This window comes from Terrimonas rubra (assembly GCF_042686025.1).
GTDB classification, from domain to species: Bacteria; Bacteroidota; Bacteroidia; order Chitinophagales; family Chitinophagaceae; genus Terrimonas; species Terrimonas rubra.
In genome coordinates, this window is sequence record NZ_JBHUOZ010000002.1 from 175,017 (window position 1) to 191,546 (window position 16,530).

Here is a 16,530-nt window from a genome sequence, read left to right on the forward strand (position 1 = left end):
GACAGTCGTTTTTTTGAGTAAGCTGTGTCAATTGCTCCTGTCGCTACCGGCTCAAAAAAACGGCCATTCACTTATTTATTGTTATTCCCGGCATCTTTTCGTTTCAATTTTAGTATCTAAAATTTGATATATGCTAAAAAGAATCCTGCTTATTACAGCGAGCATTGTATTAATGCTGCTGCCTTTCTGGCCCCTTACCGAGCATTTGTTTCCCATAGTAGATAATACCAATTTTGGTTATTACAGTTTAACCTGCTTAGCTATATTCCTGGTTGCGGTAACCCTGGCTTTACTGTTACGTAAATACGCAACACCTGCTAAAGCCGATAAAAAACTACTGCCAGCCACCTGCTTGTTTTTTGTTCTGGGATTTTCGGCTATGTTTGCCCTGCACCTGGGTGCACCTGCATTGGGACCGGACCTGTTAGCCTTAAAAACTATTGAACAGGTACGGTATGGCATGTTGCTGTTATCCGTTATGGGTTTTGCCGGGGGATGCTTTATGCTCTTACGGTCTATCCCCATAAAGACATCTTTAAACGCCTACCTGTTTACCGGCTTTTTAACCATTGTTACCATTGCCAATTGCTGGGATAATATAAGTTCATTAATGCTGGGGTCTCAGTTAACATCGTGGGTAGAAAATGGTAAAAACCCTGTTGATTTTTTTATTGATCTTGATCATCATATTCATTGGCGGTTTTTTGCCCGCGTTTCCCTTTACATAACAGCTATCTGGATCAGCCTTTTTTTGTGGAAAAGCGGCCTTTTTAAAATATGGCAAACCCTGCTGTTAACCCTGTTTTGTCTTACCGGTGTTGGCTTTTGTATTCTTTTTATAATCAATGGGTTTGATTATTATTTCCCGTTTATGGTACCAGCCATAGCCCTGGCTCCTGTATACTGGATCGGGATAACACTTTTAAGTAAACCCAATTATGCCGGTAAACAGCAGTGATCATCTTCACAATTTACCCCTCTACCCGGCGCCGGGTATTTTTCAAAAATGACAGAAGAATGTGGGATAACAATTTGTAAAAGCCATAATTTTAGGGATTCTAACGTCACATTTATTTTAACATATGAACCCTTTCTACAAAAACCTTAAACACCTGTTGCTGCCTGTTACACTTATTTTTTTAGGTAATTATATATGGGCCCAGGATTTTACGAAGATTCACCCGGCATTATCAGCAATGCTGACAAACCGTGCAGCCGGAAAAAACCTGCCTGTTATTCACCCGGAGAACAGTTCATTTAATTTACAGCCGGTAAACAGTGAAGCGGTAGCCACAGCCCGTGCCGTACCCATGTACCCCTGTATTGTTTATACTACCAGGGGTAAGGCCTTAAGAGATAACGGCTATAATATCAAAGGCATTTCAGATAAACTTGCCGTGGCCTTTGTAACCCTGGATGAAATGACCCGCCTTTCTTACGAACCGGATGTTACGTATATAGATGCGGATATGTTTGCCAAGCCGGATAATGGCATTGCCCGTGCGCAAAGCGGTATTGACCTGTTACAGCAAGGCGTGTTGAATAATACCAGGTACACCGGTAAAGGTGTGATCATTGGTATTATTGATTCGGGTATTGATATTAAACATCTTGATTTCAGGATGCCGGGAGCTGACTCTACCAAAAGCCGGATCCTGTATTTATGGGACCAGCTCTTATCAGTTACTACAGGTGAAATTACAGAACCTTCGGCCAAGACCGGTGTACTGTACAACAACAGCGATATTAACCAGGACCTGACAGCAACACCTGCAGGCAAAGTGCGCTCCTTTGATACAAATGGCCACGGCACCCACGTAGCAGGCACGGCTGCAGGCAACGGGGAGGGTCACCCTTCTAAAATACATAAGGGTATGGCACCGGAAGCCGACATCGTTGTAGTAAAAGCGGGTAACGGTAGTTTCTCGGTTACTAATCTTATTAATGCATTGAAATTTATTGACAGCATCGGCCGGGTGTTAAACAAACCCGTGGTAATTAATATGAGCCTGGGCGGATTAAGTTATGCGCAGGATGGTTTTGCTCCCCACGAACAGGTGGTAGACCAGATCACCAATGCCTCAACAGGCCGGGTAGTAACTATATCGGCCGGTAATAACGGAGGTCAGCAATTACACCAGCTATTTACCATACCTGCCAACAGTTTTGTGGATGTGCCTTTGAATGTTGTATCATATAATGATGATTATTCTTCCGGGCAATCCTTTTTCATGAATTTTTATGCTTCGCAGCAAACCAATATTGCAGGCGAGATAGTGGCGCCTGACGGGTCAAGTGTGATCAATACAACACCGGGTCCGCAGCAATCACTGAATATTCAGAATGGCGCTTACTCTATAATTGTTTATAATAACACTTACCAGTCTAATACGGTATTAAGCCGTTTGCAAATGGTGATTAATAAAAACAACTCCAGTGCCATCAGCGCCTTAAACGGCAACTGGGTATTCCGTGTGTACAATAACTCGGCTACGCCCCAAACCATCCATGGCTGGGTAGTAGGGCAGGCCAATACTTTCAGTACGGCTACGCTGGTTAACGGCGATAACAATTACGTGGTGGGCTCGCCCGGCACTTCCTCCAATGCTATAACGGTAGCTAATTATGTAGGCCGTAACCGTTGGTTAAACGAAGTTTCTGACCCTCTCGGTACCTGGAGCTCAAGTGCCTATAGCGAGGGGCGTATATCGCTTTCTTCGTCTGCCGGACCACGCCGCGATGAAGTATTAAAACCTGAAATATCAGCAGTTGGCACGAATGTTATCTCGGCACGTTCCCGCTCATTAGCTTACGGTACCGGCTCCAACAGCCAGACCATTGATTATTATTACCGCGCCATTGCCGGAACCAGTATGGCTTCGCCGGTTGTAGCCGGTGCAGCAGCTTTATTATTGCAGGCCAAACCCAATGCCAGCTTTAGTGAAATTAAAAATGCTATGACCTCCCAGGCTGATAAGGATGAATATACTACCGCCGCCACCAATAATACCTGGGGTTATGGCAAGCTGAATGCGCTAAAAGCAATGGCCTCTTTAACTGGTTGCAATACCAACAGTATTGATGTAATTAAATATGAAACCCTGCCTTTACCTGCCAATTATGTTCACGTTAATATAGGGAACAATATACTGGCCGTGAAATATACGGCTCCCCGGAAAGGTATAGTAGGCGGTATTTACTTTTTTGCCGGTAATATTACTGCTACAGATAATTTCCAGTTACAGTTACAAAAAGCCAATAGCGGGGGTACACCGGACGGAACCGTATTGGCCAGCCTGGACGTAACCGGTAATATGTACCAGCGTTATTCTTATAATTATTTTGATTTCAGCAGCTTTAAAGTACCGGTAAATACCGGCGATAACTTTTTTGTGGTGGTGAAACGTTTAACCACCAATGCCAATGTATTTTCTATTTACGCAGAAAGTACCCTGATTGATGGTCGCAGCTACCTTAGTTCTAATAATGGTAGTTCCTATAGTGTTAGGAACGATTATGATTTTAAAATACGCGCCGCCGTTTATTCCCTGCAACAGGATGAGGCCGTACTGGCCACTGCTACATCGGCAAAAAACCAGTTGGTGAATGGTTTGCCCCAGTTTTATAATGCCAGCTGCGAGTTGATCACCCAGGTAGTACCCAGTGGAAACAAGCCGGTTAATGGCAATGTAAATGCCCGTGTTGTTTTAAATACTACCGCTAACGCCCCATTTGTAAAACGTATATACGAAGTAATAAACCAGGACAATGATGCACAGGCAACCGGTAAAATTACATTGTACTATACACAGGCTGAGTTTAATGCACTGAACGCTGTGCTGGCTGCCCCGCTTTTACCAACGGGACCAACCGATGTACAGAAGTTTGTAAACCTGCAGTTAAGCAAGTATAACGGCATTAGTAATGACGGAACCGGCAACCCCGCTACGTATACCGGCAATCCAACGCTTATCAACCTGCAGCCTTCCAACGCAGTGTGGAATGCAGCCAAGAGCCGCTGGGAAATAACAGTGGATGTAACCGGCTTTGGTTCCTTCATTATTGAGGCAGCTAAAAACGCACCGATCGTATTGGATTATTTCAACGGCAATATTGTTGACAAAAACAATGTACTGAACTGGAAGCTTACCTGTGGTTCTTTACAGGCCGTTAAGTTTTATATTTACCATAGCCGTAACGGTGTGGATTATGTTGTAAAAGACAGCCTTTCCGCAACAGCCAATAATTGTGCTGCCATACAAAGCTATACGCATACAGCACCAATGGGCGGTATCAATTATTATAAGATCAGTTTTGTTAACCACCGTAATGAAGTGGTAACCAGCGCCGTGGTAACCCTTACCAACGAAAGCACGGAAATGATGGTGATGCCAACACTGATAAGCCTGAACAGTTCACAAAACATACAGGTGTATAATACCGAAGAAACAGCGAAAACTTATTTCCTGTTATATGATAACAGCGGAAGAAAGGTGTTTGAACAGGTATTAACACCGGGACAACAGGCAGTTAATTATAAACCAACCGCAACAGGTATTTATTTCTATTCCATCAGTACCGATAAAAAAGTATTGAAATCGGGCAGGATCCTGGTACAATAAAACCAGTATATAAGAGACTATTCAAAGGGCCGCCATATGCGGCCCTTTTTTATGACCATAGTGTAAACAAACTACCTGCTATTCTTAACCTCAGCAGCCATATTAACCATACTGATATGATAAAATAATAGCTGACAGAAAGTTATTGCTGAAGGGCTGCCCGGCTGGCAGTAGTAGCTGCAACGTACACTCCTTTCCGACCCGCAAGGGTGTACAATAATATACCGTTGCACTACTACAGAAGACGGGGACTGTAGCCGATAACAGAACCGGAGGCTGAAAGCCCCTGGCTAATTAGGTAATGAGAGAATGAGATAGTTTGAAAATGACGGTTGTTTGCCGCAGCAGCTGACTATTCATAACAGCACCCCGAGACAATAGAAGCCGGTCATGTGCCTTTTTACATCAGGCCGTATTAGTTCTGAATTTAAGCTTACGGGTAAATAATAATTCGGTAGTGATAATGAGTAACATACTGATGGCAGTAGTTGACAACACTTTTTGTATGAAAAGAAAAAAGGAACCAAAGGATAGCCACTCTAAAAAAGTAAGATAGGTATTGTGAAAGAAGGTGAGCACAAAGGCGTAGATGAGATAAGGCGTCCAACCCATAGCTTTTGGCGAAGGCTCACGATAGGTAAACTCATTCGCATCTTTAGGCGCCAGGATATTGATAATAAAAGGTCGCAGGTAACCGATCAGTAAACAGGCAGCCGCATGCAGGCCCGGCGTTAAAGTAAAATAGTCGAGTGTAAGGCCGGTGAAAAAACTAATGATAAGTAACCAGCCGCGGGAGACAGCAAAAGGCAACCATAGTATGAATAAGAAATACAGGTAGGGTATAACCAGCTGGTGCAGGTGTGGCACAGCATTGAGCACATATACCTGTATCAGTATAAAGAGAAAAAAACGGATTATATTTCTTAGCAGATCACTCACCTGTTTGTTGCAGTTTTAATATCGTTTACTTTTTTCTGGGTTTCCTGGTTCAGTTTCTGCATTTCATCATAATGCAGGTTTTCCACCACCGATACCTGTTGCAGGGTAGCAAAGTTGGCAGTGGCCTTTATTTTCAACACGTAAAAGTTGGTTGTTTTATCTTTTACTATATCTATTACCCGGCCTACCATCATACCGGCAGGATAACTGTTGGAAAATTTACCGGTAACAATGGTATCACCCACCAGTACCGAGTCGCTTTTAGGAATACTGTTCAGGGTAAGTATACCGGGTTGTTGTGCATCCCAGGAAAGACGGCCGGCATTACCTGTTTTTTTAAGCAGTACGTTCACATTGTTTTGTACATGCAATAAGGTCATTACCTGGCTGAAGTTAGTGCCCACGTTCACCACTTTACCTACCAGTCCGCCATTGGAGCTGAAAACCCCCATATCATCCTTAATTCCCTGTGCCGAACCCTTATTGATCTGTAAATAGTTTTTTTCGGAGTTGACGGTATTGTATACCACCTGTGCAGGCGTCCAGGTGAACAGCCTTTTACTGCCGGTACTGTCAAAAGGTATGGAGTCGCGGAAATAACCTTTAGTGGTATCCTGTTGTGTAAAGTTGTAAGCCTGTAAATTGCGCAGGGAGTCGTTGAGATAGTGTAATCTTTTGTTTTCCTCTTTCATGCGGAAGAAATCTTCCACCGTATTGTAACGGGTATTGAACCAGCCTGTTAGCTGGTTGGCCACCCCCAGCCCTTTGGCCCGGTGCGTACGGTTATAGGTAAATAAAAACCATAAACTTATTCCCTGCAAAGCAATAAACAGCAGGAATACAATATAACGGCGTATGAAAACAAAAATATTCCGCATATAGGTTGTGGTGTAAAACAACCGGTCGCTTTATTTTTTGCAACCTTTTATGAACTGTTATTTTACCTGGGTATAAAAGAATAACGGTGCCTTTATGGTACAACCGGTAAACCGGTGTATGTTTATCGCATTACAAAAGGATACCTGTCGTAATGTTTTAAGGCAATACCTGTGCCACGTACCACGCTTTTCAGCGGATCATCGGCCACGTGTACCGGTAATTTAATTTTCTGGCTTAAACGTTTATCCAAACCACGTAACAAAGCACCGCCACCTGTTAAGTATAAACCACGGCGGTAAATATCGCCGGCCAGTTCGGGAGGTGTTTGCTCCAGCGCTTTTAAAATAGCTTCCTCAATTTTAAAGATGCTTTTATCCAGTGCCTCGGCAATTTCCTGGTAGCTTACCATAATTTGTTTGGGAATGCCGGTTACCAGGTCACGGCCATTTACCGGGATATCGTCAGGCGGATTGTCCAGGTCTTTCATGGCAGCACCTACCTGTATTTTAATTTGCTCGGCTGTACGCTCACCAATCAGTAAGCTATGGTAACGGCGCAGGGCTTCCATAATATCGGCGGTAAACTCGTCACCCGCCACACGGATACTCTGATCGCATACAATACCGGCCAGGGCTATTACCGTAATACCGGTTGTACCACCCCCAATATCAATGATCATATTACCCACCGGCTCTTCCACATCAATACCAATACCCAGGGCAGCGGCCATTGGCTCGTGGATAAGGTAAACCTCTTTGGCACCTGCCTGCTCGGCACTGTCACGTACCGCACGCTTCTCTACCTCGGTAATGGATGAAGGAATACAGATCATCATTCTCCAGCTGGGCGGGAAAAGGGGTTTTTTAGGATAAACCAGTTTGATCAGTTCACGGATCATCAGCTCGGCAGCATTAAAGTCGGCAATTACACCATCTTTTAAGGGCCTTACGGTACGGATGCTCTCGTGTGTTTTTTCGTGCATCATCAACGCCTTTTTACCAACAGCCAACACCTCTTTAGGGTTGTTTCGGTTAAGGGCAACAATGCTCGGTTCATTTACTGCTACTTCGTCGTTATGTATGATAAGGGTATTTGCGGTACCCAGGTCCATTGCTATTTCTTGTGTAAACCAGTTAAAAAGTCCCATGCTAAAAACGCTTGAATTAAGTGTGCAAAGTTGGAGGAAATAATTCGAATAAACAAAGCGAAAACCCTTGTAAATATTGATTTCTTTTAAACATTTGTTTTCTCTGTCACCCTCATTTTTCAGAAATCAAATTTACCATCGCCGGCCTCATCGCAAGGTAAGATACTCAATTAAATCCACGCTTTGTGAATAACTCTAGAACGAAGTTTTTCCGAAATTATTTTTTTGGCACAATAATAGTATTTGTACCTGCAAATAACCTATTGAAAGGACCAGAATCCGTTACACTTCTACATATATGGTTTCCTTAATCTATCAGCAAAAAGTAAGGGGATGACTATGTCATCCCCTCTTTGTATTGTCAGTGCTTTTTTACGCATGCACAAAACCCAGTTTTGCCTCCACCGATAAGGGTAAAGCCGGTAAACGCCGGCGCTCTATTAAAAAGCTGTTCAGCTGTGCTACTTCGCGGAAAATATAGTGTTTATCCGCAGCTCCCTTTAAATAGTCCTTGCCCGTGCTGCCACCTGTACCAATCCGTGTACCGATAATACGGTGCACCATGTTCATATGCCGGTACCGCCAGGAACTTAACTGTACATCCATTTCCAATAAGCCGGTGAGCAACTGGAAGGGCTGTTGTAACAGCGGGTATCCCCGGTATAACATAATGAATAAAGCCGCCCGGGAAGCCTTTGCGGACAGGTGTTTTACCACTGTACCCTGCTGGGTTGCAGCGGGTGTGCCGCCATAACCCATGGGGCAACCGCCTGTGGCAGTCGTACTTACACCGGCAGCTGCCGTTATGCTCTCTACCTTATCATCGTTAAAGAAGATACTGTCAAACAATTGCAGGTTGTTCTTTTCTGCTTCCGCAAGGCTGTTATCGTAGGCTTTACGGTACTGTTGCCAGAACGATTCATCGCCAAAAGCGGTTTCATCCTCAAAAAAGGGCATCCGCTCCAGCCAGCTGTTCACCAGTTCGAAAAGAGACTGGCTGTTTTCGGCATTTTTGATGATATTGATATGATCGGGCCTTAACTGTGCCGTATAGTATTCCTTACCATGCCTTTCTTCAAACTTCAGTCCCAGCTTGGCTTCCAGCTCCTTGAACTGCCAGCTCTGAAAGCCGGAGGCCGGGCGCAGCATGTCCCGGAAATCGAGGAAATCCATGGGTGTCATGGTTTCCATAATATCAAACTGGTGTACCAGCACCCGCATAATGGTGGCCATACGGTCCAGGCGGTGCACGGCAGTTTGTAATTCCGGCGAATTATCGTTCAGCGCCGGCTGGTTCATGGTGGCAATAATAGAATCTAACTCGTAGTGTATCTGCTTAAACCACAGCTCATAAGCCTGGTGGATAATAATGAACAGCATTTCATCGTGTGCCGGCATCTGCAGCTTATCGCTTTCGGTTTGCTGGGCCGATAAAATTTTTTCCAGTTGTAAGTAATCATGATAGTTAACTGCCATATAGCGAAAAATTTTTAAGATCAATTAGCGCCACAAGGTAAATTTATTTCCGGGAACGGTTTTCACAATTGACAAGTAACAATTTACAATTGACAATGGGAAAGGGGTAAAAAGACGTATTGATTATTCACTTTTCACTAGTGGTAACCAGGCTTTTAGCTTTCTGCTTTATAATTGGATTTTTACTGTTAATTTTGCCGGTTTAAGCGTAGTTATGTTTCAAAATTTATCAGAAAAGCTGGAGTCGGCCTTTAAAGGCCTGAAAGGTCAGAGCCGTATTACGGAGTTAAATATTGCGTCTACTGTAAAAGAGATACGCCGTGCACTGATTGATGCCGACGTGAACTATAAAATTGCCAAAGAGTTTACCGATAAGATCAAAGACAAAGCCGTAGGCGAGAAGGTGATCAATGCCATCAGCCCCGGCCAGTTAATGACCAAGATCGTTAAGGACGAACTGACCGACTTAATGGGCGGACAGGAAGCTGTTTTTAACGCCAAGGGTAACCCGGCAGTTATTTTAATTGCAGGCTTACAGGGTAGCGGTAAAACCACGTTCAGTGGTAAGCTGGCTAATTTCTTAAAAAGCAAAAAAGGGTTGTCGCCCTTACTGGTAGCAGCGGATATTTACCGCCCTGCGGCCATGGAGCAGTTACGTGTGCTGGGCGAGCAGATAGGGGTGGATGTACATATTGAACCGGACAATAAAGATGCGGTGAGTATTGCCCAGAATGCAGTGAAAGAAGCCCGCAGCAAAAACAAGAACGTAGTTATTATAGATACTGCCGGCCGTTTGGCTATTGACGAGCAGATGATGACCGAAGTGGCCAATGTACGTGCCGCTGTAAACCCGCAGGAGATCTTATTTGTAGTGGATAGTATGACCGGCCAGGATGCCGTGAATACTGCCAAGGCATTTAATGACCGTCTTGATTTTACCGGAGTAGTATTGACGAAACTGGACGGTGATACCCGCGGTGGTGCGGCTTTATCTATTAAATACACGGTTAACAAACCCATTAAGTTTGTCAGCAGCGGTGAAAAGATGGACACCCTGGACGTGTTCTACCCCGAAAGGATGGCACAACGTATATTGGGTATGGGTGATATTACCACCCTGGTGGAAAGAGCCCAGGCCCAGTTTGACGAAGCAGAAGCGAAAAAGCTGGAAGGTAAAATACGTAAGAACAAATTTGACTTTGCCGACTTTAAAGCCCAGCTGGAGCAGTTAAAGAAGATGGGTAATATGAAAGATTTGTTGGGTATGATTCCCGGCCTTGGCAATAAGTTAAAGGATATTGAAATTAACGACGATGCCTTTAAAGGCATTGAAGCCATGATCAATTCTATGACACCAGCCGAACGTGCCGACCCGGACCTGATTGATACCAGCCGTAAAAAACGTATTGCCAGAGGCGCCGGTAAGGATATCAGCGAGGTGAACAACTTTATGAAACAGTTTGACCAGATGCGTGATATGATGAAAAACATGAATAAGATGGGCATGTTTGGCAAAATGATGGGCATGAAGCGTTAAAATAACAATTATAAATATTTATAAAGGGGTTTTAATCAAAAGATTAGCCCCTTTTTTGTGAATAAGTATAAAGAAATTGTAAATCAGCCGCAGTTCATTTTGTAAGTTTACGGGCAATGCTTAATTTTGTCGTCCGGTATCAACCGGAACTAACAATTATTGTTTAACGCTGTTAAATTTCTATTTAATGTCAGCAAAAATCAGACTGCAACGCCACGGGTCTAAAAAAAGACCTTTCTACTTCATCGTAGTAGCCGATGCACGTGCACCACGTGACGGAAAATTCATTCAAAAATTAGGTACTTACAACCCTTTAACTGTACCGGCAACTATCCAGTTGGACCGTCAGAAAGCTTTAGAGTGGTTACATAACGGTGCTCAACCCACCGATACTGTACGCCGTATCTTAAGTTTCAAAGGTGTATTATACCTGAAACACCTGCTTCGCGGTGTGGGCTTAGGCCTTTTTGATGATGCCACTGCCATGGAAAAGTTCACAAAATGGACTGCAGAGCACGAAGCTCAAATTAAAAAACGCCAGGAAGATGCTGCCCGTAACAGAAGAAACCGCAGGCCAGCTCCAGGTCGCAGACCTGTTGAGAGAAGAGCGGAAACTGAAGGCGGAAGCGAGGCTTAATTTATATTCCTCACATCCTGAAAGTTTGTTGAAGGCGGTATCCCAGGATACCGCCTTTTTTGTTTGTTCAGGTATGGACAAAAAATAACTGCAGCGGCATGGCCACTGCAGTTAACCGGATGTTCTTCAATATATACTTAACTAACCTAGTAATCCTTTTTCGGCAAGGTATTCGGCAATCTGCACCGCATTGGTAGCAGCTCCTTTGCGCAGGTTATCCGATACAATCCACATGTTCAGTGTATTGGGCTGGGTTTCATCACGACGTAAACGTCCTACAAAAACCTCGTCACGCTCATGTGCATCTTTTGGCATCGGGTATAATGCGTTGGCCGTATCATCTACCAGCACCACACCGGGTGCATTGGCCAGCAGATCCCTTACTTCCTGCAGGTCAAAATCAGACGAAAATTCTATGTTCACACTTTCACTGTGACCACCCACTACCGGTATACGCACCGTAGTTGCGGTTACACGTATGCTGTCATCACGCATGATCTTTTTAGTTTCGTTCACCATTTTCATCTCTTCCTTGGTGTAACCATTGTCTAAAAAAACATCTATCTGCGGAATAACGTTCAGGTCAATGGGATATTTATAAGCCATGGGGTATTCAGTTGTTTCTCCTTTAACCGCCTTGGCCCTTTCGCCGTTTAACTGGTCAACCGCTTTAACGCCCGTTCCGGTAACACTCTGGTAAGTGGATACCACCACTCTTTTAATCCCATATTTCTGGTGTAAAGGGTTTAATGCTACCACCATTTGTATGGTGGAGCAATTGGGGTTGGCTATAATTTTATCGTTGCGCGTAAGCAGGTCGGCATTAATTTCAGGCACAATCAAAGGCTTATCCTTATCCATACGCCAGGCCGATGAATTGTCTACTACGGTAATACCGGCTTCGGCAAATTTGGGCGCCCATTCCAATGATGTATTTCCCCCCGCAGAAAAAATGGCTATATGCGGCTTCGCAGCGATAGCGTCATCCATGCTCACTACCTTAAATTTATTGCCCTTAAAAACAATTTCCTTACCAACTGATCTTTCAGATGCTACCGGTAATAATTCCGTTACCGGGAAATTTCTTTCGGCTAAAACTTGTAACATTTTGGTGCCCACCAGGCCGGTAGCACCTACTACAGCAACTTTCATTTTCTTTGTTTCCCCCCAAGGTCTCTTTAAAAGAGTTTTTTATGATTAAATAAATTTTTCATGATACAAAAAAACAGGCCCTCCGATGGGAGGGCCTGCCAGTTTATTTATGTTGTTACTACATAACGGTGCAAACCCTCCATCAGGAACGTTTCTTCATTCGTTTTGTAGTATGCATCATTGTAATCATGTGGCGCAAATATATAACCGCAACAGTAGCACGCAAAATTTATTTAAATATTTATTTCGGGGCTAACAACCGTATGTGTGATCTTATTTTATTTTAACGTGATCTCAATTACCCCGTTTTTAGCTGCCGAACCATATTTACTGGTGGCGGTTGCATCCCTCATTACTGTAACGGTCTTAATGGTATGGGGGTCTAATTGCTGGCGCTCTTCCTCAGTTACCACCTTACCGTCTATTACCCATAATGCGTTGGTTTCATTATCTACCCCAGAAATATTTACGGTTTTAGCTTTACCTCTTAATACAATACCGGCGGTTTTACCTGTAGTTTCGCGTACTTCAGTATTCTCTACTGTTCCCCTGATCTCGAGTTTTACTTTTTCTTTATCCTCCACAATATAATCACCGGCCTTTCCTGCCTTGGTTGTGATGACGATAACGCCATGCTCCGCTTTCTCTCCATATAAACCTGTAGCGGAAGCACCTTTTAATATATTGATCGTTTCGATTGTATTGGGGTTAAGGGCCTGGAATTCCCCCTCGCTCAAAATGCTGCCATTTAGTACGAACAGGGGCGGGTTAGCCGGTGCAGGTTTCACACCATAAAGAATTACCTCCTTCGGTTTTTCATTAACATCACCGGCATCCTCTTTTACCAGTTTATTGGCTTCTGCCTTGCCGGTAACATATATCGTCGCCTTTCCAGGAACTGTATCCTGAACAACGGGCACGGTACCCATAATTACAACAGCAGGAGTATATTCCTTCACCGTTTTGTTATGTATGGTCCTGAACGATAAAAGCAATACAGCAATCACCGGCAACACCAGGACAAACTTCAGTAAATGTCTTTTCCGGGTTTCATTTGTATTCATCATGGCAATACGTTTTTTAAGTGCTGAAATATTAAAATTGTTGGCTATTGCAAAATTCCTGTTCCCCATTACTTTTAGTAACAGGAACTGGTAACCTTCCCTGTCCACCCCCTGCTGTATCACTTTATCATCGGCAATAAACTCCAGGTTCTGTTTAATGGCGCTCCGCAACATCCAGGCAAAGGGATTGTACCAGTTCAGTATGCAGAGTATTTCACACCAGATCACATCCAGCGTATGTTTCTGCTTAATATGTACAAACTCGTGTTTAATAATCTGTTCCAGGTCCTCACCCTGGTGCTGGTTAATATTGAGGTACATATTTTTCCCGAAGGAGAAGGGGGCAATATTTTCCTGTACCTGGAAGATGGTAGCCGTTTCATCGGCCGATATCACCGTAGCATTCTTCTTTAAAAACCTTAGTGATAACCAGTTAAATAATAATTTGATCAGCAGTACCACCGCACCCAATGCTATAATGCCCAGTATATATGCGATCACTATTTCATTACTGTTTAACTTTTGTACCGCATTGCTGTTGGTAAGGGCCGGTATCCATTGTATAAAAACAATCTGGTCTACCTCCTTATACTGCCATAAACTGGATATACTGGCAAAGGGTATTAAAAAGGATATAAAACTATAACCCAGTAAATACCACCGGTTGATAGTATAAAAAGTAAGCCTGCTTAAAACCAGCTTATAAAAAACATATACCACCGCTAAGGATACGGATAACTGTAACAGGTATTGGGCTATGCTCATGGTTGTACTATTTTATAAAACATACGGTATTGCACCCGTAAGGCAATACATGTATTTATTTTGTCTTTTTGTTCTTTATCATCTGTACTATTTCCTGCAACTCATCGGCAGAAAGTTTTTTCTGGTTCACAAAAAAGTTCACCAGGTCCTTATAGGAGTTGTCAAAATAATCCTTTACTACGTTGCCCAGAAAACGCTTTTTATAATCCTCTTCACTTATCACAGGCTTATACACATACACATTACCAAAAAACTTGCTAGATACATAGCCCTTCTTTTCCAAGTTTTTAACAGTGGAAGCTACGGTAGTATAGGGAGCGGCCATTTGCAGGTGTTCCATAAATAGCTTCACATTACCTTCGCCCACTTTCCAGATGGCAAGCATTACCTGCTCTTCCTGTGCTGATAGTTTTTCCATTTTAATTACGAATGATTTTCAATATTACGAACAATTCGTAATAATAGCAAATATTTATTTACTCATTTTTTTGTAAATTAGGTTATGAAAAAACACCTCCTGCTGCTTTGTTGCCTGCTGGCAACAACCACCTGTGTATATGCCCAAAACCGCTACCAGGTGGTTATTACCGAAATTATGGCCGATCCCGCACCAATAGTTGGGTTGCCGAATAACGAATGGATAGAGTTAAAAAATACCGGTACTACGCCTGTTAACCTCGCGGGCTGGCGCCTGGGCGATTTAACCGGCATCAGTGGCCCCATGCCCCAGTATATGCTGGCTTCAGGTAGTTATGTTATTATTTGTACCGGTAATGCAGTTACCGCCTTATCAGCATTCGGGGCAACGCTGGCAGTTACCAGCTTTCCTTCATTGGATAATGAAACGGACCAGTTATTTATACGGTCGGCAAACGGTACCACCATGCATGCAGTGAATTATCAAAGCAACTGGTATAACAATGAGTTAAAGAAAGAAGGAGGTTGGACTCTTGAAATGATAGATCCTGTACAGCCCTGTTCCGGCAAAGAGAACTGGAAAGCCAGTACCAGCGCCACCGGTGGTACGCCGGGTACTGTCAACAGTGTCAATGGCAGCTTAACCACCCAGCCGGCCCCGGCTGTTACGCATAGTTATACCACCGGAACAAACCAGGTAACCATTGTTTTTAACCAGCCGGTGGACAGCAGCAGCGGGGCCACACTTACCAATTATAGTGTTACGGGCAACAATATTACCCGGGCCCTCACCCTGCCGCCTTTATTTAACCAGGTACAGCTTACGCTAGCAGAGCCTTTAACGGAAGCCACTATTTATACTATCAGCGTTAGCGGGGTTATTAACTGCTCAGGCAAAGTGATAACTGCCCAACAGGTGCAAACAGGCCTGGCTTCAGCTGCTATGGCGCAGGATCTAGTGATCAATGAGATCCTTTTCCGTCCCCGCCCCAATGGCTATGATTATGCAGAGCTATATAACAGGAGCAAAAAAATAATCGATCTCTCCAAAATACTACTGGCCAACAGGAATACCGCCGGTAATATCGACAATATAAAATCAGTAAGTCAGCAACCCGTATATATTTTCCCTGGCGATTATGTAGTAGTAACGGAAAATGCGGACAACCTGGCTTTAAACTACCTGGTTAAAGCGCCTTCAAAAGTAATGGTCATTCCCGCACTACCGTCCTACCCCAATACCGGCGGAACCGTAGTACTGGTAAATGAACAGGGAGCCGTGGTGGATGAAGTGGCTTATTCCAATAAATGGCATTTTCCATTAATAGATAATGACGAAGGCGTTGCCCTTGAACGTATTGACCCCGATCAGCCTTCCCAATCGGCCCAAAACTGGCATTCCGCCGCTTCCACAGCAGGTTTCGGCACCCCCACTTATCGCAACTCACAGTATAAATCGGTGGAAACAGGTAAGGGCAGCATCAGTATTTCACCCACCGTTTTTTCGCCGGACGGGGATGGGTTCAATGATATAACTTCCATTAGCTACAACCTGCCGCAAAATGGTTTTGTGGCCAATATCACCATCTTTGATGCTGCAGGCAGGCCTGTAAAAAACCTGGTGCGTAACGCAACAACCAGTACCTCAGGCTATTGGAACTGGAACGGGCTCAATGATAAAAACAACCCGCTGCCCATAGGCACCTATATTATACTCAGCGAATTTTTTAACCTGCAAGGGAAAAAACAGGTATATAAAAATACCGTAGTGCTTGCCCGGCCTTTATAATTTTTTTATGACGCCCGATAAACTATTACCTTACTATTGTATATTTACCGTCAGAATCCCACCCGGAAAAACGCTTAGTTGAGCCCCCTGCCGGCTCAATGCTTAA

12 protein-coding genes are annotated in these 16,530 nt (G+C 43.8%); 5 read left to right on the top strand and 7 right to left on the bottom strand.

What is annotated here, in order from left to right:
• Nucleotides 1-130 precede the first annotated feature (130 nt).
• A complete protein-coding gene (locus tag ACFS6H_RS09135; RefSeq protein WP_386097524.1) occupies nucleotides 131-958 on the top strand; it encodes a hypothetical protein in 828 nt (275 codons plus the stop codon).
• A 610-nt stretch (nucleotides 959-1,568) separates the two neighbouring features.
• Complete coding sequence (locus tag ACFS6H_RS09140; RefSeq protein ID WP_386097744.1) at nucleotides 1,569-4,622, top strand: S8 family serine peptidase; 3,054 nt, start codon at nucleotides 1,569-1,571, stop codon at nucleotides 4,620-4,622.
• A 405-nt stretch (nucleotides 4,623-5,027) separates the two neighbouring features.
• On the opposite strand, the gene ACFS6H_RS09145 is transcribed toward ACFS6H_RS09140, so the two are convergent.
• The 4 genes from ACFS6H_RS09145 to ACFS6H_RS09160 form a co-directional block, all read right to left on the bottom strand.
• A complete protein-coding gene (locus ACFS6H_RS09145; protein ID WP_386097527.1) occupies nucleotides 5,028-5,561 on the bottom strand; it encodes a rod shape-determining protein MreD in 534 nt (177 codons plus the stop codon).
• Complete coding sequence (gene mreC / locus ACFS6H_RS09150; protein ID WP_386097529.1) at nucleotides 5,558-6,439, bottom strand: rod shape-determining protein MreC; 882 nt, start codon at nucleotides 6,437-6,439, stop codon at nucleotides 5,558-5,560. Before mreC ends, ACFS6H_RS09145 begins: the two co-directional genes overlap by 4 nt.
• A 122-nt stretch (nucleotides 6,440-6,561) precedes the next feature.
• Entirely contained in the window at nucleotides 6,562-7,587 is a 1,026-nt protein-coding gene (locus ACFS6H_RS09155; RefSeq protein WP_386097531.1) for a rod shape-determining protein, read from the bottom strand.
• 372 nt (nucleotides 7,588-7,959) lie between these two features.
• Nucleotides 7,960-9,063 (bottom strand): tryptophan 2,3-dioxygenase, encoded by a 1,104-nt coding sequence (locus ACFS6H_RS09160; protein ID WP_386097533.1) that lies wholly within the window; start codon nucleotides 9,061-9,063, stop codon nucleotides 7,960-7,962.
• Nucleotides 9,064-9,277: 214 nt separating this feature from the next.
• Here ACFS6H_RS09160 and ffh point away from each other — a divergent pair, with 214 nt between their 5' ends.
• Both ffh and rpsP read left to right on the top strand, forming a co-directional pair.
• Nucleotides 9,278-10,600 carry a signal recognition particle protein gene (gene ffh, locus ACFS6H_RS09165; RefSeq protein WP_386097536.1) on the top strand — a complete coding sequence of 441 codons (1,323 nt, stop codon included), beginning with the start codon at nucleotides 9,278-9,280 and terminating at the stop codon, nucleotides 10,598-10,600.
• Between the two features lie 187 nt (nucleotides 10,601-10,787).
• The gene (rpsP, locus tag ACFS6H_RS09170) at nucleotides 10,788-11,237 is read left to right on the top strand and encodes a 30S ribosomal protein S16 (RefSeq protein ID WP_386097538.1); all 450 of its coding nucleotides are present in this window, start codon (nucleotides 10,788-10,790) and stop codon (nucleotides 11,235-11,237) included.
• A gap of 141 nt (nucleotides 11,238-11,378) precedes the next feature.
• Here rpsP and ACFS6H_RS09175 read toward each other — a convergent pair whose 3' ends face one another.
• From ACFS6H_RS09175 to ACFS6H_RS09185, 3 genes are all read right to left on the bottom strand, one after another.
• The gene (locus ACFS6H_RS09175; RefSeq protein WP_386097540.1) at nucleotides 11,379-12,389 is read right to left on the bottom strand and encodes an aspartate-semialdehyde dehydrogenase; all 1,011 of its coding nucleotides are present in this window, start codon (nucleotides 12,387-12,389) and stop codon (nucleotides 11,379-11,381) included.
• Nucleotides 12,390-12,667: 278 nt separating this feature from the next.
• Nucleotides 12,668-14,218, bottom strand: a complete 1,551-nt coding sequence (locus ACFS6H_RS09180; protein ID WP_386097542.1) for a M56 family metallopeptidase — start codon at nucleotides 14,216-14,218, stop codon at nucleotides 12,668-12,670.
• Between the two features lie 55 nt (nucleotides 14,219-14,273).
• Nucleotides 14,274-14,636, bottom strand: coding sequence for a BlaI/MecI/CopY family transcriptional regulator (locus ACFS6H_RS09185; protein ID WP_386097544.1), 363 nt, complete (start codon nucleotides 14,634-14,636; stop codon nucleotides 14,274-14,276).
• Between the two features lie 84 nt (nucleotides 14,637-14,720).
• Between ACFS6H_RS09185 and ACFS6H_RS09190 the strand changes: the two genes are divergently transcribed.
• Nucleotides 14,721-16,424: a lamin tail domain-containing protein gene (locus tag ACFS6H_RS09190; RefSeq protein ID WP_386097546.1), complete on the top strand. Its 1,704-nt coding sequence runs from the start codon at nucleotides 14,721-14,723 to the stop codon at nucleotides 16,422-16,424.
• Nucleotides 16,425-16,530 lie beyond the last annotated feature (106 nt).

Bases quoted from the DNA above. Each gene is read 5' to 3' on its own strand.
- ACFS6H_RS09135 (WP_386097524.1), top strand. From the start codon at position 131: ATGCTAAAAAGAATCCTGCTTATTACAGCGAGCATTGTATTAATGCTG.
- mreC (WP_386097529.1), bottom strand. From the start codon at position 6,439: ATGCGGAATATTTTTGTTTTCATACGCCGTTATATTGTATTCCTGCTG.
- ACFS6H_RS09155 (WP_386097531.1), bottom strand. From the start codon at position 7,587: ATGGGACTTTTTAACTGGTTTACACAAGAAATAGCAATGGACCTGGGT.
- ACFS6H_RS09160 (WP_386097533.1), bottom strand. From the start codon at position 9,063: ATGGCAGTTAACTATCATGATTACTTACAACTGGAAAAAATTTTATCG.
- ffh (WP_386097536.1), top strand. From the start codon at position 9,278: ATGTTTCAAAATTTATCAGAAAAGCTGGAGTCGGCCTTTAAAGGCCTG.
- rpsP (WP_386097538.1), top strand. From the start codon at position 10,788: ATGTCAGCAAAAATCAGACTGCAACGCCACGGGTCTAAAAAAAGACCT.
- ACFS6H_RS09175 (WP_386097540.1), bottom strand. From the start codon at position 12,389: ATGAAAGTTGCTGTAGTAGGTGCTACCGGCCTGGTGGGCACCAAAATG.
- ACFS6H_RS09180 (WP_386097542.1), bottom strand. From the start codon at position 14,218: ATGAGCATAGCCCAATACCTGTTACAGTTATCCGTATCCTTAGCGGTG.
- ACFS6H_RS09185 (WP_386097544.1), bottom strand. From the start codon at position 14,636: ATGGAAAAACTATCAGCACAGGAAGAGCAGGTAATGCTTGCCATCTGG.
- ACFS6H_RS09190 (WP_386097546.1), top strand. From the start codon at position 14,721: ATGAAAAAACACCTCCTGCTGCTTTGTTGCCTGCTGGCAACAACCACC.